The organism is Pseudomonas sp. NY15463 (assembly GCF_048068415.1).
Lineage (GTDB): Bacteria > Pseudomonadota > Gammaproteobacteria > Pseudomonadales > Pseudomonadaceae > Aquipseudomonas > Aquipseudomonas mosselii_C.
Genome location: NZ_JBLUQD010000001.1, coordinates 1 through 25,312 on the forward strand (window position 1 = coordinate 1; position 25,312 = coordinate 25,312).

27 protein-coding genes and 1 pseudogene are annotated in these 25,312 nt (G+C 63.0%); 16 read left to right on the forward strand and 12 right to left on the reverse strand.

Translation table 11 applies throughout. The features are described from left to right. Window positions 1-140 precede the first annotated feature (140 nt). Window positions 141-1,004 carry a universal stress protein gene (locus tag ACNFIC_RS00005; protein WP_416779170.1) on the reverse strand — a complete coding sequence of 288 codons (864 nt, stop codon included), beginning with the start codon at window positions 1,002-1,004 and terminating at the stop codon, window positions 141-143. 154 nt (window positions 1,005-1,158) lie between these two features. Here ACNFIC_RS00005 and ACNFIC_RS00010 point away from each other — a divergent pair, with 154 nt between their 5' ends. Continuing rightward, entirely contained in the window at window positions 1,159-1,776 is a 618-nt protein-coding gene (locus tag ACNFIC_RS00010) for a tRNA-(ms[2]io[6]A)-hydroxylase (protein WP_138221591.1), read from the forward strand. Between the two features lie 7 nt (window positions 1,777-1,783). On the opposite strand, the gene ACNFIC_RS00015 is transcribed toward ACNFIC_RS00010, so the two are convergent. Continuing rightward, the gene (locus ACNFIC_RS00015) at window positions 1,784-2,104 is read right to left on the reverse strand and encodes a DUF883 family protein (protein ID WP_138221590.1); all 321 of its coding nucleotides are present in this window, start codon (window positions 2,102-2,104) and stop codon (window positions 1,784-1,786) included. 129 nt (window positions 2,105-2,233) lie between these two features. On the opposite strand from ACNFIC_RS00015, the gene ACNFIC_RS00020 reads away from it, so the two are divergent. After that, complete coding sequence (locus ACNFIC_RS00020; protein WP_138221589.1) at window positions 2,234-2,497, forward strand: hypothetical protein; 264 nt, start codon at window positions 2,234-2,236, stop codon at window positions 2,495-2,497. Between the two features lie 7 nt (window positions 2,498-2,504). Here the strand turns inward: ACNFIC_RS00020 and ACNFIC_RS00025 are convergent, their stop codons facing one another. Then, window positions 2,505-2,975 carry an LEA type 2 family protein gene (locus ACNFIC_RS00025; protein WP_138221588.1) on the reverse strand — a complete coding sequence of 157 codons (471 nt, stop codon included), beginning with the start codon at window positions 2,973-2,975 and terminating at the stop codon, window positions 2,505-2,507. A gap of 134 nt (window positions 2,976-3,109) precedes the next feature. Here ACNFIC_RS00025 and ACNFIC_RS00030 point away from each other — a divergent pair. The 3 genes and pseudogenes from ACNFIC_RS00030 to ACNFIC_RS00040 all read left to right on the forward strand — a co-directional run. After that, a pseudogene (locus ACNFIC_RS00030) lies at window positions 3,110-3,616 on the forward strand (RNA polymerase sigma factor); the annotation flags it as partial. Between the two features lie 4 nt (window positions 3,617-3,620). Next, entirely contained in the window at window positions 3,621-4,499 is an 879-nt protein-coding gene (locus tag ACNFIC_RS00035; protein WP_416779173.1) for a FecR family protein, read from the forward strand. Between the two features lie 161 nt (window positions 4,500-4,660). After that, entirely contained in the window at window positions 4,661-7,036 is a 2,376-nt protein-coding gene (locus ACNFIC_RS00040; RefSeq protein ID WP_416780018.1) for a TonB-dependent receptor, read from the forward strand. Here the strand turns inward: ACNFIC_RS00040 and ACNFIC_RS00045 are convergent. After that, entirely contained in the window at window positions 7,033-7,956 is a 924-nt protein-coding gene (locus tag ACNFIC_RS00045; protein WP_416779175.1) for a LysR family transcriptional regulator, read from the reverse strand. The genes ACNFIC_RS00040 and ACNFIC_RS00045 overlap by 4 nt on opposite strands. Before the next feature lie 102 nt (window positions 7,957-8,058). Here ACNFIC_RS00045 and ACNFIC_RS00050 point away from each other — a divergent pair, with 102 nt between their 5' ends. The 6 genes from ACNFIC_RS00050 (at window position 8,059) to ACNFIC_RS00075 (ending at window position 13,446) form a co-directional block, all read left to right on the forward strand. Beyond that, the gene (locus ACNFIC_RS00050; protein WP_138221584.1) at window positions 8,059-9,138 is read left to right on the forward strand and encodes a polyamine ABC transporter substrate-binding protein; all 1,080 of its coding nucleotides are present in this window, start codon (window positions 8,059-8,061) and stop codon (window positions 9,136-9,138) included. Between the two features lie 19 nt (window positions 9,139-9,157). Continuing rightward, entirely contained in the window at window positions 9,158-10,135 is a 978-nt protein-coding gene (gene speB, locus ACNFIC_RS00055; protein ID WP_416779177.1) for an agmatinase, read from the forward strand. 93 nt (window positions 10,136-10,228) lie between these two features. Continuing rightward, window positions 10,229-10,546 (forward strand): hypothetical protein, encoded by a 318-nt coding sequence (locus ACNFIC_RS00060; protein WP_138221582.1) that lies wholly within the window; start codon window positions 10,229-10,231, stop codon window positions 10,544-10,546. A 21-nt stretch (window positions 10,547-10,567) separates the two neighbouring features. Further along, window positions 10,568-11,716, forward strand: a complete 1,149-nt coding sequence (locus tag ACNFIC_RS00065; RefSeq protein WP_416779179.1) for a PQQ-dependent sugar dehydrogenase — start codon at window positions 10,568-10,570, stop codon at window positions 11,714-11,716. 45 nt (window positions 11,717-11,761) lie between these two features. Beyond that, window positions 11,762-12,853 carry a cell division protein ZapE gene (gene zapE, locus ACNFIC_RS00070; protein WP_416780020.1) on the forward strand — a complete coding sequence of 364 codons (1,092 nt, stop codon included), beginning with the start codon at window positions 11,762-11,764 and terminating at the stop codon, window positions 12,851-12,853. A gap of 14 nt (window positions 12,854-12,867) precedes the next feature. Next, window positions 12,868-13,446 carry a DinB family protein gene (locus ACNFIC_RS00075; protein ID WP_138221580.1) on the forward strand — a complete coding sequence of 193 codons (579 nt, stop codon included), beginning with the start codon at window positions 12,868-12,870 and terminating at the stop codon, window positions 13,444-13,446. 85 nt (window positions 13,447-13,531) lie between these two features. On the opposite strand, the gene ACNFIC_RS00080 is transcribed toward ACNFIC_RS00075, so the two are convergent. From ACNFIC_RS00080 to yegQ, 4 genes are all read right to left on the reverse strand, one after another. Next, the gene (locus ACNFIC_RS00080) at window positions 13,532-14,530 is read right to left on the reverse strand and encodes an alpha/beta fold hydrolase (RefSeq protein WP_138221579.1); all 999 of its coding nucleotides are present in this window, start codon (window positions 14,528-14,530) and stop codon (window positions 13,532-13,534) included. A gap of 75 nt (window positions 14,531-14,605) precedes the next feature. Then, entirely contained in the window at window positions 14,606-15,043 is a 438-nt protein-coding gene (locus ACNFIC_RS00085) for a YqaA family protein (protein ID WP_416779181.1), read from the reverse strand. After that, window positions 15,043-15,471, reverse strand: coding sequence for a DUF411 domain-containing protein (locus ACNFIC_RS00090; protein WP_138221577.1), 429 nt, complete (start codon window positions 15,469-15,471; stop codon window positions 15,043-15,045). The genes ACNFIC_RS00085 and ACNFIC_RS00090 overlap by 1 nt, the downstream gene beginning before the upstream one ends. 73 nt (window positions 15,472-15,544) lie before the next feature. Next, the gene (yegQ, locus tag ACNFIC_RS00095; RefSeq protein ID WP_138221576.1) at window positions 15,545-16,876 is read right to left on the reverse strand and encodes a tRNA 5-hydroxyuridine modification protein YegQ; all 1,332 of its coding nucleotides are present in this window, start codon (window positions 16,874-16,876) and stop codon (window positions 15,545-15,547) included. A 123-nt stretch (window positions 16,877-16,999) separates the two neighbouring features. Here yegQ and ACNFIC_RS00100 point away from each other — a divergent pair, with 123 nt between their 5' ends. Continuing rightward, a complete protein-coding gene (locus tag ACNFIC_RS00100; protein WP_416779182.1) occupies window positions 17,000-18,064 on the forward strand; it encodes an AI-2E family transporter in 1,065 nt (354 codons plus the stop codon). A gap of 62 nt (window positions 18,065-18,126) precedes the next feature. Here ACNFIC_RS00100 and ACNFIC_RS00105 read toward each other — a convergent pair whose 3' ends face one another. Beyond that, window positions 18,127-20,205, reverse strand: coding sequence for a TonB-dependent receptor family protein (locus ACNFIC_RS00105; protein ID WP_416779183.1), 2,079 nt, complete (start codon window positions 20,203-20,205; stop codon window positions 18,127-18,129). A gap of 219 nt (window positions 20,206-20,424) precedes the next feature. On the opposite strand from ACNFIC_RS00105, the gene ACNFIC_RS00110 reads away from it, so the two are divergent. The 3 genes from ACNFIC_RS00110 to ACNFIC_RS00120 are packed head-to-tail and all read left to right on the forward strand — an operon-like array spanning window position 20,425 to window position 21,361. Continuing rightward, entirely contained in the window at window positions 20,425-20,676 is a 252-nt protein-coding gene (locus tag ACNFIC_RS00110) for a response regulator transcription factor (RefSeq protein ID WP_416779184.1), read from the forward strand. Between the two features lie 9 nt (window positions 20,677-20,685). After that, the gene (locus ACNFIC_RS00115) at window positions 20,686-21,006 is read left to right on the forward strand and encodes a head completion/stabilization protein (protein ID WP_416779186.1); all 321 of its coding nucleotides are present in this window, start codon (window positions 20,686-20,688) and stop codon (window positions 21,004-21,006) included. Then, window positions 20,999-21,361 carry a hypothetical protein gene (locus ACNFIC_RS00120; protein WP_138221571.1) on the forward strand — a complete coding sequence of 121 codons (363 nt, stop codon included), beginning with the start codon at window positions 20,999-21,001 and terminating at the stop codon, window positions 21,359-21,361. The genes ACNFIC_RS00115 and ACNFIC_RS00120 overlap by 8 nt, the downstream gene beginning before the upstream one ends. Here ACNFIC_RS00120 and ACNFIC_RS00125 read toward each other — a convergent pair. Next, complete coding sequence (locus ACNFIC_RS00125) at window positions 21,358-21,750, reverse strand: helix-turn-helix domain-containing protein (RefSeq protein WP_138221570.1); 393 nt, start codon at window positions 21,748-21,750, stop codon at window positions 21,358-21,360. The genes ACNFIC_RS00120 and ACNFIC_RS00125 overlap by 4 nt on opposite strands. A 200-nt stretch (window positions 21,751-21,950) precedes the next feature. Here ACNFIC_RS00125 and ACNFIC_RS00130 point away from each other — a divergent pair, with 200 nt between their 5' ends. Continuing rightward, complete coding sequence (locus ACNFIC_RS00130; RefSeq protein WP_138221569.1) at window positions 21,951-22,214, forward strand: ogr/Delta-like zinc finger family protein; 264 nt, start codon at window positions 21,951-21,953, stop codon at window positions 22,212-22,214. Between the two features lie 66 nt (window positions 22,215-22,280). On the opposite strand, the gene nuoN is transcribed toward ACNFIC_RS00130, so the two are convergent. Further along, window positions 22,281-23,750 carry an NADH-quinone oxidoreductase subunit NuoN gene (gene nuoN / locus ACNFIC_RS00135; RefSeq protein WP_138221568.1) on the reverse strand — a complete coding sequence of 490 codons (1,470 nt, stop codon included), beginning with the start codon at window positions 23,748-23,750 and terminating at the stop codon, window positions 22,281-22,283. Window positions 23,751-23,757: 7 nt separating this feature from the next. Then, a complete protein-coding gene (gene nuoM, locus ACNFIC_RS00140) occupies window positions 23,758-25,290 on the reverse strand; it encodes an NADH-quinone oxidoreductase subunit M (RefSeq protein WP_138221567.1) in 1,533 nt (510 codons plus the stop codon). Between the last annotated feature and the right edge of the window lie 22 nt (window positions 25,291-25,312).

Below are 25,312 nucleotides of genomic sequence, written 5' to 3' on the forward strand. Positions count from 1 at the left end.
AACGATGCATCGCCGATGGTAGTGTGGGGCTTCCCCATGTGAGAGTAGGTCATCGTCAAGATTCATTTCGCAAAACCCCTATCTGCGCGAGCAGGTAGGGGTTTTGTCTTTCTGGCTTTACCTAATGTTCGAGCATACGCTCAACTAAGTGCCAGCTCCGCCAGGTGCGCGATCGCCTCTTCGCTCTTGAGCACGAGTACATCGCCTTCGAGCGAATCGAGTACCACCTCTGCCGTGTTGCCGATCAAGGCGCCGGAAATTCCTGTACGTGCAACAGTACCGACAATGGTCACCACGGCATCGCACTGCTTCTCGACGTAGGGGATCAGCACGTCGGCTGGCCCTTCAGCGACATGCAGGCGTTCTTCGCTGATATCGAATTCAGCCTGGAAGGTGCTGCAAGCTTCCCTGTAGCGCTTCTCGATGGTTTCACTGAGCTGGTACACCGGATCCGACGCCGAAAGCATGGGGGAGGGATGCGCGCTGATGACATGCAGTTGGCCCTTGGCTAGGCTGGCTATCGCATACCCATGGTCGATGATGCTGGCATGCAGACGGCGGTGAGCTTCATCCTGGTTGCCCACATCCACGGCGGCGAGAATCACGCCACCGGTCCACGGCCGTTCACTCTTGACCATGAGTACGGCACATGGGCACTGGCGCAGCAACTTCCAGTCATTAGGGGTGAGTAGCGCCTTGCGCAATGGGTTGTCCGGGCGGTGTTCCTTGATCACCAATTCGCATCCCTCGGCCTGCTGCACAGCGATGATCGACTCATGCAGGCTGTCCTTCCATGTTTGCTCATGCGAGACGTTGTCGTAGCCATCATCGTACAGTTGGCTGCTGAGCAGGCTCAGCAGTGCGCTGTGGTTTTGCTTCTTGTCGCACATCAGCAAGTGCAGGCGCGCACCGGTCACCCCAGCGATCAGTTTAGCTCGGGTCAAGGCCCGACTGTGGGCGTGTTCGGGGTCGAGGACGACCAGGAGGCTGCGGATGGCTTGCATGGGCGTGAACTCCCTTATCGATGGCGACCAATGCCTGACTATAGTCGGCGCCCCGTGTCTCGCCGTTTGACGTGCATCAAGCATAGCCACTGGTGCTGGCCGACACCGCCGGTATAATCGCGGGTTTTGTCGATGCCCTGCGATTGTGAGTGCCATGTCCCTGATTCCCGAAATCGAAGCCTTCCTCGGCTGCCGCACCCCGGATGCCTGGATCGAAGCGGCGCTCGCCGACCAGGAAACCCTGTTGATCGATCACAAGAACTGCGAGTTCAAGGCCGCCAGCACCGCCCTTAGCTTGATCGCCAAGTACAACACCCACGTTGAACTGATCAACATGATGTCGCGTCTGGCACGGGAGGAATTGGTGCACCATGAGCAAGTGATGCGCCTGATGAAGCGACGTGGCGTGCCGCTTCGGCCGGTGTCAGCCGGGCGTTATGCCTCTGGGCTTCGCCGCCAGGTACGCGCCCACGAACCGGCGAAGCTGGTGGACACCCTCGTGGTGGGGGCATTTATCGAGGCGCGCAGCTGCGAGCGTTTTGCAGCCCTGGTACCGCATCTGGACGAGGAGCTTGGCAAGTTTTACCACGGCCTGCTCAAGAGCGAGGCGCGCCACTACCAGGGCTATCTGAAGCTGGCTCACCAGTATGGCGACGCCGACGACATCGCCCGTGTGGTGGAGCAGGTACGCGAAGCTGAAGTGCAACTGATTACTTCGCCGGACCAGGAGATGCGCTTTCACAGCGGCATCCCCATGGCGGCGGCTGCCTGATCAGCGCTTACTGACGCCGGCCCAGCAACAGCCCGATCACCAGCCCGAAACCGGCAGAAATGGCCACGGTCTGCCAAGGATGACCGCCTATGTAATCCTGGGTCGCGTCCACCACAGGCTGGGCCTTTTGCCCAAGCCGGCTGGTGGCCTGGCGTGCCTGGCGCAACTTCTGGCCCAGCTGCGCACGCAGGCCTTCGGCTTCTTCGCCCACCAGCGACGCACTGTCGCTGAGCAGTTTTTCGGACTCTTCGATCAAGGCTTGAAGCTCGCTGAACACCTGGTCCTTGATCTGGTCATTGTCGACTTGCGTGGCAGTTTTCCTGGCCATGTACACATCCTCGTGAAAGGTAGGGGGTGAACTGTGGATGCCGCCGCGTCTGGAAAGTTGCAGTGGCGTACCGACGCACGGGCGTCCCGGTGTAAGATAGCGAGCATTTCCCAGTGGCAGGTATTACCCATGAGTTTCAATCTGGCCAACATGAGCTTCGAGGAACGGGCACAGATCGAGGCAGAGAAGGCCCGTTTGTTCGAGTACTGGCAGAACAACCTCGGCAAGGCAAAGGGCGAGGCCGCTCGGTTGATTGCCGAGAAGCCGCGGCGCAAAGGCAAGTGGGCAGAGTGGGTGCGGGCCGAGCTTGACGCCATGTCGCCAGCGGACTTCACCTACCTGGTGCGCAGTGAAGTGAACAAGATGATGGCCGCCGCGAACAACGCTCGCTGACGCACGTTCACCACCGCCCGCTGGCGGCATCTGTCAGGTCGATCCTGCCCTCGTCGATGAAGCGCACGGTGCCCAGCGGGCCGCCAGCGAGCTTGCCGCGCAGCACGTAGGGCAGCCCTTGCAACGACTCCACACGGCTCATTCCATAGGCCTGGCGTAGAAAGGCGAAGGCGGTGATGCTCACCGGCACCACCAGCACGGCCTCGTCATAGCGGCCTATCTGGCCGCGCTGGTTGCTCACCCCGGCCGCCAGCGGTTGGTCGTTTACCTCAAGGTTCAACGCAACCCCGTTGAAATCCACGGGTGTTTCGTTCGGGTTCTGCACCCGCAACTTCACCGCCATGCGCAATTCGAGTTCTTGGCCGGGCAGCGGTTCTATACCGATCACGCTGATATTCAGCGGATCGCGGTTGGGCCACAGCGCGCATGCGTTCAGGCCGAGCGTCAGCAACAGGATCAGGCAGCAGCGGGTCAGCATCAGGGCACCGGATGGGGTCGCGGGTGAGCCAGCAGTGTGGCAAATGCACGGCGGCGTTGAAAGTCTGATGCGTTATGAAAGATACTGTTTCTCATTAACGCCCGATAACTCTTCCTAGCGGCTCTTACTTTTCGATGTTGACGTCTCCTGTTTCCGGGCTGCTGGCAAGTTTCCAGGAGCACTACGACGACCTGCTGCAGTTCCTGACCCGGCGCATGAGCGACCGGCAGCGAGCGGCTGATGTCGCCCAGGAAACCTACCTGAAACTGCTGAAGGTCGATCAACAATCGGTCGAAGTGCTGCATGCGCGCAGTTTCATTTTTCGCGTGGCCGGTAACTTGGCCATCGATGCGTTGCGCCGTGAACAGCGCCTGGCCGCCAGCCATCAGCCCAGCGACAGTAGCGTCGAGGTGGCCTGTCCAGCCCCCGCACCTGAGGCTACGCTACTGGCCCGTGAGCGCTTGCAGATACTTGACGATGCCTTGTTGCAACTCTCCAGCAACGCCCGGCAGGCGCTGTTGCTGAACCGCGTCGAGGGTCTCACCCAAGCGCAGATCGCACAACGGTTGGGCGTTTCCGAAAGCATGGTGGCAAAATACATCGGCCAGGCTTTGCGGCATTGCCGTGACTGGCTCAAGCACAACCATGACTGACGTAGCCGCCATGCCCGCACCAGAACCTCTCTGCGATCTGTCCGACGATGCCCTCGATTGGCAGGTGACGTTGCATTCGGGCAATGCCAGCGCGGCCGACCAGGCGCGCTACAGGCGCTGGTGTCAATTGAGCCCGCAGCACGCCGAGGCCGCGCGCGAAGCCGAAGCCTTGTGGCAGGACATCGGTCACACTGCAAGCGCTGCCTCGACGCCACCACCGCTAAGGCGGCGCTGGGCGCGACTGGCCGGTATCGCGGCTTCGCTGATGCTGCTGATGGCCGGCTATGGTGGCTGGCAGCAGGCGCCGTTCTGGCGGTCGGACTACCACACTGGCGTCGGCGAACGGCAGCGCATCACCCTGGCCGATGGCTCGCGTGTCACCCTCAACAGCGCCAGTGCCCTGTCGGTGGCGTTCACCGGTGCCGAGCGCAAGGTGCTGCTACGGGCAGGGGAGGCCTTGTTCGAGATGGCCGACGATCCTCGGCCATTCGTGGTCGAGGCGGGCGCTGCACCGGTCACCGCCGAGGGCGCGGTATTCAGTGTGCGTCGCGAGGCTGGCGGCAACCAGGTGGTGCTGGCCCAGGGCCGGGCCGAAGTTGACGGGCAGACGCTGCAACCGGCGCCGGATGCACGTACCCGTACGGCCTGGCAGCGCGGCAAGCTGATTTTCAATGGCAAGCCGCTCGGCCAGGTACTGGCAGAACTCGAACGTTACCAGCGCGGACGGATCGTCATCCCCGACCATCAGTTGGCAGCGCTTGAAGTCAGTGGCGTGTTCGACCTTGACGATCCCCAGGCGCTGTTGCGTACCCTCGAGCAACGTTACGACCTGAACGTCACCTATTTGCCATTCTTGGCCGTGGTCTACTGATCACGTAAAAGAAAATCTAAATTTTTTTCATTCAGCACTGCAAGTTCGTCATCGCCAGATCGTCGTAGGGGCACTGATCAGTTCACCCTCTTCGTCCACGACTGTCTGGAAGCCCATTCGTGAAGGCCACATCCACGCTGCCGTACCGTTTCAAACAGGTCCTGTTGTCCTGCACCGCCTTGGCGACACTGGCTGGCCCGCTGCTGGCCGAGGCGGCCAGTGCCCCATTGCTGGCAAGCGCCGAAGCCCGCCAGGTGCAGTTCGACCTGGCGTCCCAGCCCCTGGACCAGGCGTTGACCGCCTTCGCCGACCAGGCGGGGCTGCACCTGCTGTATACCACCGAAGACGTCGCCGGCCTGCAAAGCCCCGCGCTCAAGGGCAACTACGCCGTCGAGCAGGCCTTGCAACAGCTGCTTGCCGGTAGCGGGGTCAGTTACCGCTTCAACGACCCACGCACGGTCACCTTGCGCAAGGACGCAGCGCAGAGCGTCAACCTCAAGCCCATCGAGGTGAGCGTGGCCTCGCGCACCAGCGCCGCCATCAGTGAGATCCCTGGCACCGTCTGGGTGGTCGACCAGCAGCAGTTGCGCGAGCAGATCGACAGCGGCGTCAGCCTCAAGGAGGCAATCGGCAAATTGGTGCCGGGCCTGGATCTGGCGCCTGAAGGACGCACCAACTACGGCCAGAACATGCGCGGGCGTGAAGTGTTGGTGATGATCGATGGCGTCAGTCAGAACAGCTCGCGGGGTTTGTCCCGCCAGTTCGACAGCATTGCGCCGTTCAACGTGGAGCGCATCGAAGTGTTGTCCGGTGCCAGCGCCATCTATGGCGGCGGCGCCACTGGCGGGATCATCAACATCGTGACCAAGAAGGGCGAGCCCGGCCCGCTGCGCTTTGAAACCCAGCTGGGCGCCAGCAGCGGCTTCAACAACAGCGACGACTTGTCGACCCGCATCGCCCAGTCGATCAGCGGCGGCAACGAGCGTGTGAACGCCCGCCTCGGCGTGTCGGGTGAGCAAAACGAAGCCTTCTACGACGGCGCCGGTGAGCAGATTTTCATCGACAACACCCAGACTGACCTTCAGTACAACCGCAGCATCGATGTGCTCGGCACCCTGGGATTGACCCTGAACGATGAACAGAGTCTCGATCTGCTGGCCCAGTACTATGACTCCGGCAACCACGGCAGCACGGGTATCTACTTTCCCAACCTCAACTACAACGCGCCGTCCGACCTGGAAGACGCCGAGTTGCGCGGTGGCTATTCCGCCGACCTGCAGCCGCGCACCCGACGCCTGCTGCTCAATGCCAACTATCACCACAGCGATGTGCTGGGCCAGGATTTCTACCTGCAGGCCTCCTACCGCAAGGAGAACGACAACTTCTACCCGTTCCCTTACTACAACAGCGGGACCCCGCGCGGCTCGCGAGGCGTGTATTTCGCAGCGTCCCAGCAGAACTTCGAGGTGTCCGGGCTGAAGGCGTTGTTCGCCAAGCAGTGGGACACCGTCAAGCTGACCTATGGCGTGGACCTGGACCGTGAGCGTTTCAGCGCCGACCAGACCACCTTCGATGCACTGACGTCGTCCCAGAGCGGCGGCCTGGATCTGGACAAGGCCAGCAAGGCGCCGCGCTATCCCAGCTACCGGGTCGATGGCGTGTCGCTCTACACCCAGCTGGACTGGCACCTGAGCGATAACCTGACGCTATCCGGCGGCGCCCGGCGCCAGCAGATGGATGTCGAAGTTAGCGACTTCAAGGGTGTGCCTGGCGGTAGCAACGACTATCAGGTCAACCTGTACAACCTGGGGGCGATCTACGACTTCAAAAACGGCCACCAGCTGTGGACCAACTACGGCGAAGGCTTCGAGCTGCCAGACCCGGCCAAGTATTACGGCAAGGCCGGCCTGTCGGTGGCTGACAACCCCCTGGCCGGCATCAAGAGCCGCCAGGTGGAAATGGGCTGGCGGTTCTCCGATCTGGACTGGAGCGCCCAGGCGGCGCTGTACTACATCTGGTCGGACAAGGTCATCAACGTCGACTCTACGACTCTGACCATCAATGTCGAAGACCAAAAGCGCCGCGACTTTGGCTTCGAGGGTGCGCTGACCCGCTACTTCCAGAACGGCTGGGAGGCCGGCAGCACGCTGCATCTGGTGCGTTCCGAGGAAGAAGCGGCCGACGGTGGTTGGATCAAGCGCGACGCGCGCTACGCCTCGCTGTCCAAGGCCACGGGTTTCGTCGGCTGGAAAGGCGATGGGCGCAGCGCGCGTTTGCAGGCCAACCACGCCTTTACCCTCAAGGATGATGCCCAGCATCAGATCGACGGCTACACCACCTTCGATCTGCTGGGCAGCCAGCAGACCTCGTTCGGCACCTTCAGCGCCGGGATCCAGAACCTGTTCGACAAGCAGTACAGTACCGTGTGGGGGCAGCGCGCGACGTTATTCTATTCGCCGACCTACGGCCCTGAGTACCTGTACGACTATCAGGGCCGGGGGCGCACCTACACGCTGACCTGGAACCTGGTCTACTAAGTCCCGCGCAGCGCGGGCACTGGGCCCGCGTCTGCGAAGCTCGACGACAGGTCCTGCACGAACGCGACCAGAGCCTCGCCCGGCGCTTGCCCGCGATGCCGGGCCAGGGTGAACGGCACCACGAAGTCTAGCGCCGGTGCCAGTGCCCGCAGCAGTCCCTGCGTCTCCCAGGGAGCGGCGCAGTGACAGGGCAGGTAGCTGATATGCCTTCCTGACAGGGTGAAGGTCAGCGCGCTATCGATCTGCTCGGCCACTGCGCTGCTGTGCAGGCTCTGGAACGGCTCGCCCTGTTTGAACACGCGGTAGGGATGGCGCACCTGGTCCGCTTCCAGCAGTTGCTCCTGGGTCGGCTGCGCCACGCTGAACAGCGGATGCCCCTGGCCGCAGTACAGGCGTTGTTGCTCCACGAACAGCGGCTGATAGTCGAAGGCTGCCTGGTTACCGGAGAAGTAGCTGATGGCGCAATCCAGCCGCTGCTCCAGTAGCAACCGTTCAAGCTCGGCGGGTGGGGCGCAGGTCATCTCCAGTTGCACAGACTCGTCGCGCTGGCGAAAGCGCGTGATGGCCTGGGCGATGCGCAGGGTGACCGCGCGGTCCTGGTTTTCCGCAAGACCGAGGCGCAATCGGCCCAGCAGCCGACCCGTCACGCCATTGGCCTGCTGACGGAACTGCTCGATCTGCAGTAGCAGGCTGCGGGTTGCCTGCAACAGCAACTCGCCCTTGTCGGTCAGGCGAAACCCGCCCTTGCCACGGCTGCACAGTCGATATCCCAGGCGGGTTTCAAGCTTGGCCATCTGCTGGCTGATGCTCGGCTGGCTAAGCCCTAGCACACCTTGGGCGGCACTGAAGCCACCGGCCTCGACTACAGTGACGAACAGCCGCAGCAGGTGCAGGTCGAGGTCGTGGAGTTGTCCGAGCATCACATTGCCTCTGGTGAATGTCAGCTTTGTATAGTTGCCATTTTTACAATGTAACCCGGCGGGCATGCTGGCGGCATCCACCCACATGCCGAGGTGCCCGCCATGCGTCGAACGTTGTGCCTGCTTTGTGCCCTTATCGCCCTGCCGCTGCAGGCCGAGGAAAAGGTCGTCAACCTCTACAGCTGGGCCGATTACGTCGCCCCGCAAACCCTCCAGCGTTTCGAGCAGGAAACCGGCTATAAGGTGCGCTACGACACCTTCGACACCAGCGAAGTGCTGGAAACCAAGCTGCTGACCGGTGGCAGCGGCTATGACGTGGTGGTGCCTTCGGCCACGGTGCTGGCCCGGGCGCTGAAGGCCGGTGCCTTGCAGCCGATCGATGCGCACGCGTTGCCCGGCTTTGCCAACCTTGACAAGGACCTGCTGGCCAAGCTGGCCGAAGCCGACCCTGGCAATCGCTACGCGGTGCCTTACACCTGGGGCACCCTGGGCCTTGGGATCAACGTCGAGGCGGTGCGCAAGCGCCTGGGTGACGCACCGTTGGACAGCCTCGACTTGCTGTTCAAACCCGAATACGCCAGCCGCCTGAAGGATTGCGGGATTGCCATGCCCGACTCGCCACAGGAAGTGATCGGCGTGGCGCTGCATTACCTGGGCAAGGACCCGTACAGCCAAGTCAAAGCCGACCTTGACGCTGCTCACGCCCTGCTACAGCAGTTGCAGCCTTCGATCAGCTATGTGGCTAATGGCCGGCAGATCAACGACCTGGCCAACGGCAGCGTATGCCTGGCACTGACCTACAACGGCGACGCCGCCATGGCCGCCGAGCAGGCCCGCCGCGCTGGCAAGCCGTTCGAGCTGATCTACCGCATCCCCCGTGAAGGCACCCTGGTGTGGCAGGACAACCTGGTGATCCCCAAGGATGCCCCGCATCCGGAGGCCGCCAAGGCGTTCATCGCCTTCATGTTGCGCCCAGATTCGGTGGCGGCGCTCACCAATACGCTGTTCTTCGCCAACGCCAACCAGGCTGCTACGCCGCTGGTGGACGAGGCGGTGCGCAACGACCCGGACATCTACCCGCCGGCCCAGGTGCGCGAACGGCTGTTCGCCGACCGCAGCATGGACCTGGCTGACCTGCGCCAGCGCAACCGCCTGTGGACCGCTTTCCGTACACGACAATAACGACGACAGGAGACGCACCGTGGAACTCGCCCAGGACAACGACCAAGCCATTACCCGCGACAGCCTTTACGGCACGGCTGCCGAGAGCACCTATGCCGGGATCACCAGCTTTTCCCGGCGTCGCTACAGCCGCGATCTACGCGGGGTCGATGTGGTGGTCAGCGGGGTGCCGTTTGACACCGCTACCAGCAACCGCCCCGGCGCACGCTTCGGCCCGCGAGCCATCCGGGCTGCCTCCGTGCAGCAGGCCTGGGCCCGCCACTGGCCGTGGGCGTTCGACCCCTTCGACCACCTGGGGGTGATCGACTATGGAGATTGCGCCTTCGACAACGGCACTCCCGAGTCGGTACCGGGCAGCATCCAGGCTCACGCCGAGCGCATTCTCGACGCCGGTTGCGCGATGCTTACCCTGGGCGGCGATCACTTCATTAGCTACCCGCTGCTCAAAGCCCATGCGCGCCGGTATGGCCCGTTGGCGCTGATCCATTTCGACGCCCACAGCGACACCTGGCCGGACGAGGAGGGCAAGCGCATCGACCATGGCACGATGTTCTGGCATGCCGCACGGGAAGGGTGGGTGGACCCGGCGCATTCAGTGCAGATCGGCCTGCGTACCACCAACGATGACAGCCAGGGCTTCGCCATCCTCGACGCGCGCCAGGTGCATCGCCAGGGCTGCGAGGCGATCGTCGCGGCGATCCGTCAGCGGGTAGGCGAGCGGCCGGTGTACCTGACTTTCGATATCGACTGTCTCGATCCGGCCTACGCACCTGGCACGGGAACGCCGGTGTGCGGTGGCCTGAGTACGCTGCAGGCGCTGGAAATCCTCGGTGGCCTGCGCGGTATCAACCTAGTGGGCATGGACTTGGTGGAGGTGGCACCGGCCTATGACCATGCCGATATCACCGCGTTGGCTGGGGCGACCCTGGCGATGGAGATGCTGTGCCTGTATGCGGCGCGGCACAAGATGGACAAGGCCATCGCTACGTCCGACTGAAACATCAGGTAAGCATTCACGCTTTCGCATCGAACCCTGCGCGCCGTAGGCTATCCAACGCCCAGGCGCGCTTTTTCGTACAGGAGGTGAAGCATGAACCTTACAGTGCCAACCTTGACGCTCGGCCTGTTGTTGAGCATGTCCCTGCACGCCGCGCCCTGGGCGCCACCCCTGCTCGCCGCTAGCGACAGCAACCCCTATAACAGCCCGATCCAGCGCGCCAACCCCAACAGCCGCCAAGGCAGCGTGCCTGCTACGCCGCCAGTACGTGGCCCATCCACCCAGCCCAATCCGCGCCCGCCTACCCTGGACAACCGTGGCATCGGAAATGGTGAGAATTTACGTCGTCAGCAGCAGCGCCCTGACCTAGAACCCACCCGGCCGCCGCGTGACTCGATACGCACGCCGTGAGCCCCTTCGAAGGATTCGAGTATGACCCCACGCATCTGGTTGACCACCCTGGCCGCCGCCAGTCTGTTTCCGCTGCTGGCCCACGCCGCGAACGAGCAGCAGTTCCCCAGTGAAGAGGGTCAGTTGAGCGTCAGCACCGTCGCCGATGGTTTGAATAACCCTTGGGCGCTGGCGTTCCTGCCCGGCGGCAAGGACATGCTGGTCACCGAGCGTCCCGGCAACCTGCGCATCGTCAACGTCGAGGGTCGGGTCGGCCCGCCCGTATCGGGGGTGCCGAAGGTCTGGGCCGAGGGGCAGGGCGGCCTGCTCGATGTGGTGCTCTCGCCCGAGTTCGCCAAGGACCGTACGGTATACCTGTCGTTCGCCGAGGTGGGCAGCGATGGCAAGGCCGGGACCGCAGTCGGGCGTGGCCAGTTGTCCCAGGACAACGCGCGGCTGGAAAACTTCACGGTGATCTTCCGCCAGCAGCCCAAGCTGTCCGAGGGTAATCACTTCGGCTCGCGCCTGGTGTTCGACCGGGATGGCTACCTGTTCATCGCCCTGGGCGAGAACAACCAGCGTCCCACTGCGCAGGACCTGGACAAGTTGCAAGGCAAGATCGTGCGTATTCTGCCCGATGGCGAGGTGCCGAAGGACAACCCCTTCGTCGGGCGCGACAACGTGCGCCCGGAGATCTGGTCGTTCGGCCACCGCAACCAGCAGGGCGCGGCCCTCAACCCCTGGACCGGCAAGCTGTGGACCCACGAGCACGGCCCACGCGGCGGTGACGAGATCAATATCCCCGAGCCCGGCAAGAACTACGGCTGGCCGATCGCGACCCATGGCATCAACTACTCGCTGCTGCCGATCCCCGAAGCCAAAGGCAAGCATGTCGATGGCATGGTCGATCCGCATCATGTATGGGAGAAGTCGCCGGGCATCAGCGGCATGTCGTTCTACGACAGCCCAACGTTCAAGGCCTGGGACCACAACCTGTTCATCGGTGCGTTGGCCACCCAGCAATTGATCCGCTTGCAACTCGATGGCGACAAGGTGGTGCATGAGGAGCGTCTGCTTGGCGACTTGAACGCGCGGATCCGCGATGTACGGGTGGGGCCCGATGGGTATCTGTATGTGCTGACCGATGCCAAGGATGGCGCGCTGCTCAAGGTGGGGCTCAAGCAGGGCTGATCACGCCGGGTCCAGTCGGGGCGAAACTGGCGTACCATGCGCCCCATGACACCTTATGCGCTCTACCAACACGCCCTCGATGAACGGGGTTTCATCGCCGATCCCGCCCAGGCGGTCGCCATTGAAGCGCTGCAGGGATGTTTCGATGCCCTGCAACGTGGTGACCGTTCCCAGGGGATCTACCTCTGGGGCCCGGTGGGGCGCGGCAAGACTTGGCTGATGGACCTGTTCCACCGTTGTTTGTCGGTCCCCGCCCGACGCCAGCACTTTCATCACTTCATGGCCTGGGTTCACCAACGCCTGTTCCAGCTCGGCGGCACCGCCGACCCACTCAAGGCCCTGGCCCGGGAGCTGGCGGGTGAGATCCGGGTGCTGTGCTTCGATGAGTTGTTCGTCAGCGATATCGGCGATGCGATCATTCTTGGCCGTTTGTTCCAGGTGCTGTTCGATCACGGCGTGGTGATCGTCGCCACGTCCAACCAGACGCCCGACCAGCTGTATCGCGATGGATTCAACCGCGAGCGCTTTCTGCCGGCGATTGCGGCCATCCAACGGCACATGGCGCTGTACGCGGTAGCCGGCGAACAGGACCACCGTTTGCATCCGGGCGTCCGGCAGCAGCGTTACTGGGTGGTACAGCCCGAAGCATTGGCCACGGCATTCGCGCAATTGAGCCCGCACGATTGCGGTAGTACAGCACCCTTGCAGGTCGGCGCACGCCAGATTCAGGTAGTACGGCATAGTCCCAAGGCGCTGTGGTGCGGTTTTGCCGACCTGTGCGAGCAACCCCTGGCCGCGATGGACTTCATGGCCCTGTGCGACCGTTTTCCGGCGATTCTGGTGGGGGGCATTCCGCTGCTCGGTGGCGTGCCGCAGGCCGGGCGCATCGCCCGTGGCACGGAAGATGGTGCGGCACGAGTGCTGGCGGGGGACCGTGAGCTGCCAAGCCTGGCCCCCCGCGATGACAGCGTGCGCCGCTTCATCGCCTTGGTCGATGAATGCTACGACCGTCGGGTGGCGCTGTACCTGGAGGCCGAGGTCCCCCTGGAAGCGCTCTACACTCAAGGGTATCTGGCGTTCCCGTATCAACGAACCCTGAGCCGGTTGCGGGAGATGCAGTTGCAACGTTTCGCCTGAAGCAGGAGCCGACCATGGAGCCGCTTTCACATTATCTGCTGACCCAGGCCTGCAATAACGCGTGGGCCAATCACCGCCTGTACAAGGCTTGCCTGCAACTGACCCAGGACGAGTTCGTCGCCCCCCGTTGCAGCTTCTTCCCTTCGATCAAAGCCACCCTCAATCACCTGTTGACGGTCGATTGGTTCTACCTCGATGCGTTGGAGTGCGAGCAGCGCGGCGCCATGCCTGATCTGGATGGTGAACGCTTCTTCCAGCCCGAGCAGCCTTTCGCCACCTGCACCGATCTGCAGGCCCAACAGGCGCAGGCCGATCAGCGGCTGATCGCCTACTGTCGGCAACTGCGCGATGACCAGTTGAGGCGCTATGTGAGTATCGTACGGCCGGACCGTATGCAGCGTGAACAACGCCTGCGCTTGCTCGCGCACCTGTTCGAGCATCAGATCCATCATCGCGGACAGGTACATGCGATGCTCAGCGACACTACGGTGCGCCCGCCGCAGTTGGATGAGTTCTTCTGTGAAGAGGAGGCCGGGTTGCGCGCGGACGATTTCGCCGAGCTGGGGTGGAGCGAGGCGTCGGTGTGGCAGTAGCCTGTCTGCTAATGCCTGGCCTGTAGGCGCAGCGCCGGGCCGCGCCTGGTTTCTACAGGATGCGGGTCGGCTTCCCGAAGTTCGCTTAGCGGCCCAACCAGCCGACCAATGCCTGGTGGAATTGTGCAGGCGCTTCGATTTGCGGGGCATGCCCCAATCCTTCGAATGTCACCAGCTCGCCCTGCGGGATCATCTTCGCCACTTGCGGCCCCAACACCTTGTACTTGCCAAGCGTGGCCTTGACCTCGGGCGCTGCGATGTCGCTGCCGATCGCGGTACTGTCCTGATCGCCCACCAGTAGCAGGGTCGGCATGCTCAGGTGCTTGAATTCGTGGACCACCGGCTGGGTGAAGATCATGTCGTAGATCAGCGCCGAGTTCCATGCCACGGCTTCGTGCCCAGGGCCTTTGTTCAGCCCCACCAGCATCTGCACCCAGCGCTCGTACTCAGGCTTCCAGCGCCCGGCATAGTAGGTGTTGCGCTCGTAGTTGCGTACGCCCTCGGCATTGAGCTTGAGTTCGCGCGCATACCACTGATCCACCGTGCGGTAGGGCACACCGAGGGCTTTCCAGTCTTCCAGGCCGATGGGATTGACCAGCGCCAGGCGCTCGACCTGCTGCGGATACATCAGGGCGTAGCGGGTGGCGAGCATGCCGCCGGTGGAGTGGCCGAGCACGCTGGTCTTGTTCACGCCAAGCTTGGCCAGTAGCGCGTGGGTGTTATCGGCCAGTTGCTGGAAGCTGTACTGGTAGTGCGCGGGCTTGCTGGAGGTGCAGAAGCCGATCTGGTCGACTGCGATCACCCGGTAGCCGGCCTGGCTCAAGGCATCGATGGTGGTTTCCCAGGTGGCGGCGCAGAAGTTCTTGCCGTGCATCAGCACCACGCTGCGACCATTGGCCTTGCCTTGGGCAGGCACATCCATGTAGCCCATCTGCAAAGCTTGGCCCTGGGACTGGAAGTCGAAGTGCTGGAGTGGATGCGGGTAGGCAAAGCCCTCGAGCTGCTTGCCATAGGTGGGCGATTCGGCGGCGACGGCAGTGCCTGCGCTGAGGCAGGCGAGGGCCAGGGCGGTGGCGCGCAGCATAGGGGCACTCCGAGTAGGGCCATGTAGGAAAGGGCGACTTTAGCAGTCAGTGGACCGCACGAATCTTGAAAGGTGTTACCCGGTGTGAAACCAGCCCAGAGTCATCATGACCACCACCAGGTAGCGTCCGCCCTTGGCCAGGGTCACCAGTAGCAGGAAGCGCCAGAACGGCTCGCGCAGGATCCCGGCAATCAAGGTCAGTGGATCGCCGATCACCGGCATCCAGCTCAGCAGCAGCGACCATGGGCCCCAGCGCTGGTAGCGCTGCTGGGCACGCTCCAGTTGGCTGGCGCCGAACGGGAACCAGCGTTTGTCGCGCAGGTGCTCGATGGCCCGGCCCAGCAGCCAGTTGACCACCGAGCCGAGCACGTTGCCGAGCGTGGCCACCAGCAGCAGGCAGAGCCAGGCATGCGGTTCGCGCAGCAGCAGGCCGACCAGCACCGCTTCCGATTGCAGTGGCAACAGGGTGGCGGCGCCGAAGGCGCTGAGAAACAGCGCCCACAGGCTGAGCATCAGTATTCAGCGACCACGCTGTCCTGACCGTCCAGGGTCACACCGATGACCTGGTAGGCATCCTTGTGGTCACCCATTTCCATGCCCGGCGAACCCATCGGCATGCCGGGTACGGCCAGCCCCTTGAGGTCGTCACGCTTGGCCAGCAGGCGGACCTGTTGCGCCGGGACATGGCCTTCGACGAACTTGCCGCCGATCACGCCGGTGTGGCACGACGCCAGGCGCGGTTCGACGCCCAGGCGCTGTTTCACGGCGCTCATGTTCGGCTCGACATGGTCGTTGACCGTGAAGCCGTTGTCGCTCAGGTGCTTGATCCACGCCTTGCAGCAACCGCAGTTAGGGTCGCGGTAGACGTCGATGGTCTCGCCAGCCTGGGCAAGTCCGGTGACGGCCAGCAGGGCCAAGGGAAGCAGGTGTTGGCGCAGCATAGGGGGTTTCCGGGTAGTCGCGACGAACCGGCAGGATAGCGCAAGGGGCCTGCCGGCAGCGATTACAAATCTGTCAGGTCGCCGCCTCGTCGCGGTCCAAGTCGCGCATCAACAGGCCAAATTCCAGTGGCACCTGCTCGGGGATTGGCAAGTACACCGTATGCCCATCGCCCGGCGCGACCTCGATTGGCTGTTGCTGACGGTCGCACAGGCGTTGCAGGTCGAAGTGGTAGTTGCCGCGTGGGGTCATCAGTTCCAGATGATCGCCTACGGCGAAGCGATTTTTCACCGTGACTTCGGCCAGACCGTCCACGCGCGCGCCGGTCAGCTCGCCGACGAACTGTTGGCGCTCGGACAGCGAGTTGCCGCGCTGGTAGTTCTGGTACTCGTCATGTACATGACGACGCAGAAAGCCTTCTGTGTAGCCGCGTTGCGCGAGGGATTCCAAATTATCCATCAGCCCACGGTCGAACGGCTTGCCGGCTGCCGCGTCATCGATAGCCTTGCGGTAGGACTGCACCGCACGGGCGCAGTAGAAGTGCGATTTGGTGCGGCCTTCGATCTTCAGCGAGTGCACGCCCATGCGGCTCAAGCGCTCGACGTGCTGGATGGCGCGCAGGTCCTTGGCGTTCATGATGTAGGTGCCATGCTCGTCCTCGAAGGCTGGCATCTCTTCCCCCGGGCGGTTGCTCTCCTGGAGCAGGAACACCTGGTCGGTGGGGGCGCCCAGGCCCAGGGTCGGTTCGACCTCGCGCACGATGTCACCGGTGATCGCCTCGCTGGCCGCGATGGCGTCGTATTTCCAGCGGCAGGCGTTGGTGCAACTGCCTTGGTTGGCATCGCGCTTGTTGAGGTAGCCCGACAGCAGACAACGCCCCGAGTACGCCATGCAAAGCGCTCCATGGACGAACACCTCCAACTCCATGTCTGGGACTTGCAGGCGAATCTGCTCGATTTCTTCGAGCGACAGCTCCCGGGACAGGATCACCCGGGTCAGCCCCAGGCCCTGCCAGAATTGCACACTGGCCCAGTTCACCGTGTTGGCCTGCACCGAGAGGTGCACCGGCATGTCTGGGAAGTGCTGGCGCACCAGCATGATCAACCCGGGGTCGGACATGATCAGCGCATCCGGGCCCATCTCGATCACCGGCGCCAGGTCCTTGAGGAAGGTCTTGAGCTTGGCATTGTGCGGGGCGATGTTGACCACCACGTAGAAGCGCTTGCCCAGGGCATGGGCCTCCTGGATACCTTGGGCGAGGGTGGCGTGATCGAAGTCGTTGTTGCGCACTCGCAGGCTATAGCGTGGCTGGCCGGCGTAGACGGCATCGGCGCCATAGGCGAAGGCGTAGCGCAGGGTCTTGAGCGAGCCTGCGGGAGCGAGCAGTTCGGGGGCGGGGGAGGTCATGCTGTGCACCGGGGCAAAGGGCGCGGATGCTAAAGCCATCGGGGCATCGCGGTATTGACCTGGGTCAACGGCACTTTTGCGCTCGCCCTGCGCACTAAGCTTTTGAGCCCTAGAGGAATGCCCATGAACGACACTGCGTTACAGAACAAAGCCCTGACCGTGCTGCTGGCACTGGTGACCATCGCGTTCATCTGGATTTTGCTGCCGTATTACGGCGCGATTTTCTGGGCGGTGATCCTCGCCATCCTGTTCGCCCCGTTGCAGCGCCGGTTGGTGCTGCGCTTCGAGCGTCGACGCAACCTGGCGACCGCCGCGACCCTGACCACTTGCCTGCTGATCGCGATCCTGCCGGTGATCGTCATCAGCGCCTTGTTGGTCCAGGAAGGCGCGGCGCTTTACCAGCGCATCGAAAGCGGTCAGCTGGATATTGCCGGTTACGTCGAGCGTGGCAAAGACATGCTCCCGGCCTTTGCCCGGCATGGGCTGGACAGCATGGGCATGGGCAACCTCGACAGCCTGCGCGACAAGATCACCCATTGGGCCACCCAGGGCAGCCAGTTCCTCGCCGGGCAGGCGTTCAGCTTCGGCCAGGGCACCTTCGACTTCATGGTGAGCTTCGGCATCATGCTGTACCTGTTGTACTTCTTCCTGCGCGAAGGTGCGGAGCTGGCGCGTCGTGTGCGTCAGGCGGTGCCGCTGCCTGAGCAGCAGAAGCGTCGGTTGCAGTTGAAGTTCAAGCGTGTGGTACGGGCCACGGTCAAGGGCAACCTGTTGGTGGCGATCACCCAAGGTGCGCTCGGTGGGTTGATCTTCTGGGTCTTGGGTATCCCCAGTGCGCTGGTGTGGGCGGTGCTGATGGCGTTTCTGTCGCTGTTGCCAGCGGTGGGCGCGGGGATCGTCTGGGCGCCGGTGGCCGTGTACTTCCTGCTGATCGGCGCGATCTGGCAAGGCATCGTGCTGACAGCGTTCGGGGTGCTGGTGATCGGCCTGGTGGACAATGTGTTGCGACCGATCCTGGTGGGCAAGGACACGCGCATGCCCGACTACCTGATCTTGTTGTCCACCCTGGGTGGGCTGGCGGTGTTCGGGCTCAACGGTTTCGTGATCGGGCCTTTGATCGCGGCGCTGTTCATGTCCAGTTGGGGCATCTTCGTGGCGAACAAGCGACAGGTGCAGTTGCCGTCCTGAGCGGCATACATAGCGAGGGGGCAAGCCTGGCCATGCAGTAGGCTTGCCCCGCGATCTGGTCGTTAGCGGAAACTGTAGGAAATACCTGCGTACACGCCAAACCCTTCGCCGGGCACTGAACGGGCGACATCCAGCCCGCGGTCGTCGTATCCCGGCGTCACGATGGCGGCATAACGCTTGTTGGTCAGGTTGCGCATGTCCAGCCAGGTCTGCCAGTCCTGCTTGGGCGAATCCCAACCCAGGCGTGCGCCGAGCAAGGCATAGGCATCGGCATGGTAGCTGTTGGCGTAGTCCACCTGCACCTTGGAGGCCATCTGCGTGTTGACCCCGGCGTAGAACCCGCTTGGCCAGTCGTAGCGCAGCTCGGCCTGGTAGTAGTGCATGGGGATGCCGGGTAGGCGGTTGTCGCCGAGCTGGTCGTCGTTGCGGTAATGGAAGTCGCTGAAGGTGTAGGCCTGGCGCAGGCTCACCTTACCTGTGCCCGGTTGCTCCCAAAGGACGCTGTCCAGGCTGGCTTCAACGCCTTGATGCACGGTGGGGCTGGCGTTGGATTCTTTGGCAGGTTGTCCGGCCACGATCTCCACCGCCAATAGTTCATGCCGCACCTGAGCGTAGTACCAGGCCAGATCCCAATGTCCGATCACCGAGTCGCCACGTGTACCGAGCTCCAGGGTGGTGGCGGTCTGGTTGCGCAGCTCTATGGGTTGGTAGGGCACTGCCGATCCCCAGATCAGCGCCCATGGGTGCGGCGGCTCGACCGAACGGCTGAGGTTGCCGTATATCTGCAGGTCCGCACGCAGGTCGTAACGCAGTCCGATACGCGGGGCAAAGTCCCAGTCGTGCTGGCTGACTTTGCCGCCGCTGGCCGGGTAAGTGAGTTCACTGTAAGTGACCGCGCTCTCGCGTCGGGTGTAGATCGCCGCAAGGCCGGTGGTCAGCCACAGGTCGGGGATCAGTTCCAGGTCGTTGCCCGCATGCAGCACCGTGTCCGAGCCTTGGTAGGTGAAGTCGCGGGAGCGCTCACCGACCACATCGTTGACGCGCGCGAACTGCGAGGCGCCGCTATTGGGCAGGTGTTTGGTGGTGCGCCAGCCGATGGTGGTCTTGCTCTCGTGGCCGAACAGGCTGTCGCGACGGATGTAGTTCAGCGTGCCGCTGACATCGGTGTAGGCCACCTTCAGGCGCATCGCACCTTCGCGCAGGTCCATCGGAAAGTCGTGGTAGACCAGCCCGGCTTCCAGGCGCGCGTCGTCGGCGAGGAAGAAGGTGGTCTTGTTACCCACCCAGGTACTGCCCGGCTGCGGACGGCTGTCGTTGCGCGACAGGTAGCCGGGGTTGGCGGCGCGCGGATCGTGCTTGATCTGCTGTTTGGTCAGGCGCCCGGCCAGGTCATTCTCGGTCTCTCGGTAACGCAGGTAGAAGCGCGTCTGCAAGTTGGTGTTGAAGCGGTAGCCGACGTTGGCGGCAATGCCTTTGGCGCTGCCGCTGCTGTGCGCCTGGTAGCCATCGTATTGCGAGTCGGTCAGGGCCACGTAGTAGTCGAGGTTGCCCAGTACCTGGCCAGAGCTGATGTGGCGGCGCTGGTAGCCGCGGCTGCCGACTTCGTAGCGCAGTTGCAGCGGTGCCGCATCGTAGCCGGTATGGGTGACGTAGTTGAGCGCGCCGCCCAGCGCGAGAGCGCCTTGGTCGAAGCCGTTGGCCCCGCGCAGCACTTCGGCACGGCTCAGCCACAGCGGCTCGAATAGCTCGTAGGGCGTACCGCCTGGGCCTGTCAGCGGCAGCCCGTCGAACATCGTGTAGACGCCCGAGCCGTGGGCGCCAGGGGCACGGTTTATCCCGGAACCGCGGATCGACAGCTTGATGCCGTCATTGCCCGCCGATTGGGCGAAGACGCCAGGCTGGTAGGCGAGCACGTCCTGGTTGGTGGCCACCCGACCCTGGCCGACCTTGTGCATGTCCACCAGGTTGCTGGCGCCGGGGATCTCACGCAGGCGCTGAGCGGCAGCGGCCTGTTCGTCCAGCTCTTCGTCGTTGATCAACACCTCGCCAAGCTCGACGGCGGATGCGGCCAGGGCAGGCTCAACGGTGCTGAACGCAACCAGCAGGCCAAGGCAGGACGAGAGGGGCAAAACACGACGCATTGTACGGCTCCAGGCGAAAGGCGAATGGGCAACGGCGTTGAGACGAGCGAAATGTCGCGTGAAGCACGAAGAATCTTGGGAAATGTCGTGCAGCTTTCGGCAGACGGTTTTGTAAGAAGGTTCTTTACAAACCGTGCGAGTAGAGCCAGGCAGCGAGCGCCTCGTAAGGTGATCGCCCTCGGCAGTGATGCCGCTCTCAATCGCTCTTGGAGTGCAAAGATGACTGACAACGCCTGCAACGCCCTGCAGCCACTACCGGATGCAGCCCCGATCCACCTGACCCCGCGCGAGCGGCAGGTGTTGTTGTGGTGTGCTTATGGCAAAAGCTCGTGGGAGATCGGCCAGATCCTTGAATGCAAGGAATCGACGGTCAACTTCCATGTCTCGAACCTGCTGCGCAAGTTCGACGTCTCCACCCGTGTGGCCGCCGTGATCAAGGCCATCCGCTACGGCATCCTGAGTGAGCAGTAAGGAGGCATCATGAGTATCCAGGCTTTTGCCGACAGCCATGATCCCTTCTGGCCCAGGGTGGATCTGGCCGGGCTGCATGCGCACTTGGTCCTGCATTGCAACGTCAGTGAAATCGCGCTGGACATTGCTGCACGGTGCGCCGTGATCGACGCGGCCCGCGAGTTCTCCGTCTGGCGTGCGGCGCTCAAGGCACGTGGCTATAACCGGCTAGAAGACGTGAGCGGGCACGCGGCTGGCCGCGCGTTACGGGTCTGCTACGTAAGGTTCGTCGAGGCTGCCATTGTGCGCAGTGCCTGCGGTATGGCGAGCAGAGGATTGGGATATGCCTGAGCACGTCTTCTTGGATGACCTGTCTGCTGCCACCGCGAATCTGCTGGGTGCCGATGGCTACGTGCTGTTCGCGGCGTTGCTGGGGGCCTTGTTGGTCAGCGCGGCACGTGATCGGCTGATCACCGACAAGTCCCGGCGCCTGACACTGGCCAAGAAACTCTTGCTGGTCTTCATCACCGTCGGCGTGGGCCACCTGTTCGAGCCGCTGGTACTGTCAGTTGCCCCGATACTATCCAGGGGCATGGCAGCCTTCGTGGCGTCGGTGGTGGTCATTCCGATCAGCCTGAAGATCATGGTCGGACTCGATTCGCTGGACCCCCGCGAGTTGATCCAGCGTTGGCGCCGCAAAGGCTAAGGCGTGCCAGCTGTCGCCAGATCCCCGGTGAGCCTCGCCAGTTGCCACTGCAAATGCTGAATGCGTTGTTTGTCGCGAATGAACAGGGCAACGGCTCGACGGTCATCCGCAGGCAATACCCGTAGTTGCTCGAGGATCTCCTGCTCCCAGTGCCCGTCGTTGTCTGGCGCGGTATTGGCGGCGGTGTGGCCGAGCAACAGCCAGTCCAGCGAACAACCCTGCTGCTGGGCCAAGGCTACGCAAAACGCATAGGGAATGCTTTCACGCACCTTCCAGCTGCTGAGCGTCTGCGGGCTGATCGACAATGCCCGTGAAAGCTCCGCATCGCTCTGGGTGCCGGTCATCAGCTTCAGGCGAGCCAATACCGCTGGCAGTGAGTGTGTACTCATAACAAATATCCATGACTGGTTTAACGATAATTCATGGGCTTAAACTACTCGTTACGAATACAGCCCCGCGTTTCAAGGAGCATTCCTGCAATGAGAAATACCAAACTGAAGAATATACCCAGTTGTGCAGTTATAACTGACACACCAAAGCGATTTTTCCCACAGACAGGCTGCCTTGGCATGGCTGGTAGGTACATGCCGTGAGTACCTACAAGCTCGTTTGCCCTCACTGCCAGAGCAGGATGCGCATACGCACCAGTGAAGGGCGGCATATTTTTCTGCGAATTGCCTACTTGCAATGCACGACGGAGGCCTGTGGCTGGTCCGTGCGCGCTGAGTTCGAGATGACCCACGAACTGTCCCCCAGCGGGATGCCCAACCCCGAAGTCTACCTGCCGTCAGCCAACGGAGAACTGCGCAAAGCCGCAATGACCGGGGTAGGACAGGGTGGCGCTGGCGAGTGAACCGCCCAGGGCGCAGATAAAAAAACACCCCGCATGAGCGGGGTGTTTTTTGACGCGTAGGGCGGATCAGCCGATCAGTTGCAGGCCGGCTTGCTGCACCATCTCCAGCAGCGGCTGCGGGTATACGCCCAGCACGAAGGCGAGGATGGCGATGGCCAGCAGCATGACGCCGCCGGTACGCTGTTCCCACTTCAGCGGGGCGTCGTGGCGACGCAGGTTCGGCTCGACCAGGTAGAGGGTGACCATGACGCGCAGGTAGTAGTACACGCCAATGGCGCTACCCAGCACCAGTGCGCCTACCAGCCACCACAGGTGCGACTCGACGCCGGTGGCGATGATGTAGAACTTGCCGATGAAGCCTGCGGTCAGCGGGATACCGGCAAGCGACAGCATCATCACGGTCAGTACCGCCGTCAGGTACGGACGGCGCCAGAACAGGCCGCGGTACTCGTACAAGGCATCGGCGTCTCGGCCACCGTACGGCGAGGACATCAGGGTGATCACGCCGAAGGCGCCGAGGCTGGTGATCACGTAGGTGACCAGATACACGCCCATGGCTTCCAGGGCCAGGCCCTTGCTTGCGACCAGGGCGATGACCAGGTAGCCGAAGTGGGCGATGGACGAATAACCCAGCAGACGCTTGAGGTTGCTTTGGGTCAGGGCCAGCAGGTTGCCGACGATGATCGATGCCACCGCGATGACCGACAGCACGGTGCTCAGCACGCCGCTGCTGGCAGCAGGGGAGAGCATGAACAGACGGACCACGACGGCGAACACGGCGACCTTGCTGGCAGTGGCCAGGAACGCCGCGACGGGGGCCGGAGCACCTTCGTAAACGTCCGGGGTCCACAGGTGGAACGGCACCAGCGACAGCTTGAAGGCCAGGCCGACCAGCATCATGCCCAGGCCCAGCTGCGCCAGCAGGCTTGGCATGCTGGTGGCAGCCAGGACCTTGCCCAATTGGTCGAAGGTCAGGGCACCGGCGTCGGCGTACAGCAGCGCCATGCCGAACAGCAGGAAAGCGGAACCGGCGGCCGACAGGACCATGTACTTGATGCCGGCTTCCAGCGAACGCTTGTTGAAGAACGCGTATGCCACCAGGCCGTAGACCGGCACTGAGAGCAGCTCCAGGCCGATGAACAGACCCGCCAGGTGGTTGGCGCTGACCAGCACCAGGCCACCGAGAGCCGACATCAGCAGCAGCAGGTAGAGTTCTTCACGGTTGCCTGGGAAGCCCTTGGAGCCTTCGCCGAGGTAGGCGTGGGCTAGCGTCACGCAGGCCAGCGTGGCAATCAGGATGATCGCCATGTACAGGCAGGCGAACTTGTCGATGGTCACCAGCGAGGTGACCGCCAGCGGCGCGACTTTCAGTGCCGGCAGGATCGACAGCAAGGCCAGGTTCAGGCCCACGGTGGACAGCAGGAAGGTCTGCGAGTGGTTGCGCTTCCAGGCGATCGCCAGCATCACCACCACCGTGGTGATGGTGGTGATCAGCATCGGCGCCAATGCGATGAAGTGTTGAGTGGTGAATTCCATAGCGCTCTTACCGGGCCGAAGCGAGTTGAGTGAAAGCGGAACCGAGCCACTGCTGCACACCGCTCATGGTGGCGGCAGAGGTGTCGAGGAACGGCTGCGGGTACACGCCCAGCAAGATCAGCAACACCGCCAGGCCCAGCACCATGATCAGCTCGCGGCCGTCCATGCCGGCCAGTACGGTATCGGCCTTGGCCGGGCCGAAGTAGGCGCGGTGGATCATGATCAGCGAGTAGACCGAGCCGAACACAAGGCCGGTGGTCGCGATTACGGTGATCCAAGGGACGTGCACGAAGCTGCCGATCAGGATCAGGAACTCGCCGACGAAGTTGCCGGTGCCCGGCAGGCCCAGGGAGGCTGCGGCGAAGAACAGGCTGATGGCCGGAAGGTAGGCGATGCGGTGCCACAGGCCGCCCATCTCGCGCATGTCACGGGTGTGCAGGCGCTCGTAGAGCTGGCCGGAGAGGATGAACAGCGCCGCGGCCGACAGGCCGTGGGCCAGCATCTGGATCACCGCACCCTGCAGCGCTTGCTGGCTGCCGGAGTAGATACCGATCAGCACGAAGCCCATGTGCGAGACGCTGGAGAAAGCGATCAGGCGCTTGATGTCGGTCTGCGCGAAGGCCAGGAAGGCGCCGTAGAAGATACCGATCAGGCCCAGGGTCATGGCGATGGGCGCGAACTCTGCCGAGGCGTTCGGGAACAGCGGCAGGGCGAAGCGCAGCAGGCCGTAGGCCGCGGTCTTCAGCAGGATGCCCGCCAGGTCCACGGAGCCTGCGGTCGGTGCCTGGGCGTGGGCGTCAGGCAGCCAGGAGTGGAACGGCACAACCGGCAGCTTCACTGCGAAGGCGATGAAGAAGCCCAGCATCAACACGTACTCGATACCGGCAGGCAGTTCAGCCTTGAGCAGGTCGCTGTAGTTGAAGGTGAGCACGCCGGTGGCGTTGTAGTTCACCAGCACCAGGCCCAGGATCGCCACCAGCATGATCAGGCCGCTGGCCTGGGTGAAGATGAAGAACTTGGTCGCCGCGTAGATCCGGGTCTTCTTGCCGTCCGCCGAGCTATGGCCCCAGAGCGCGATGAGGAAGTACATCGGCACCAGCATCATTTCCCAGAAGAAGAAGAACAGGAACAGGTCCAGCGCCAGGAACACACCGACCACGCCGCCCAGGATCCACATCAGGTTGAGGTGGAAGAAGCCGACGTGGCGCTGGATCTCTTTCCAGGAGCACAGCACCGACAGCACGCCGAGCAGGCCAGTCAGCAGGATCATCAGCAGCGACAGGCCGTCGAGGGCCAGGTGGATGCTGATGCCGAAGCGCTGGATCCACTGGACCTTGTATTCCACGGCCCAGGCAGGTTCGGCGCCCGGTGCTGGGGCGAGGGTGTAGTCGCCAGTGCCCCACAGCCACAGGCCGATTCCGAGCAGCAGGGACATGGTCAGCAGCGCGATCCAGCGCGGCAGGGTGGCGCCGAAGCGCTCACCCAGCCAGCACAGGAAGCCGCCGATGAAGGGGATCAGGATCAGCCAAGGCAAAATCATGACGGGTTGGTTTCCTTTGGCA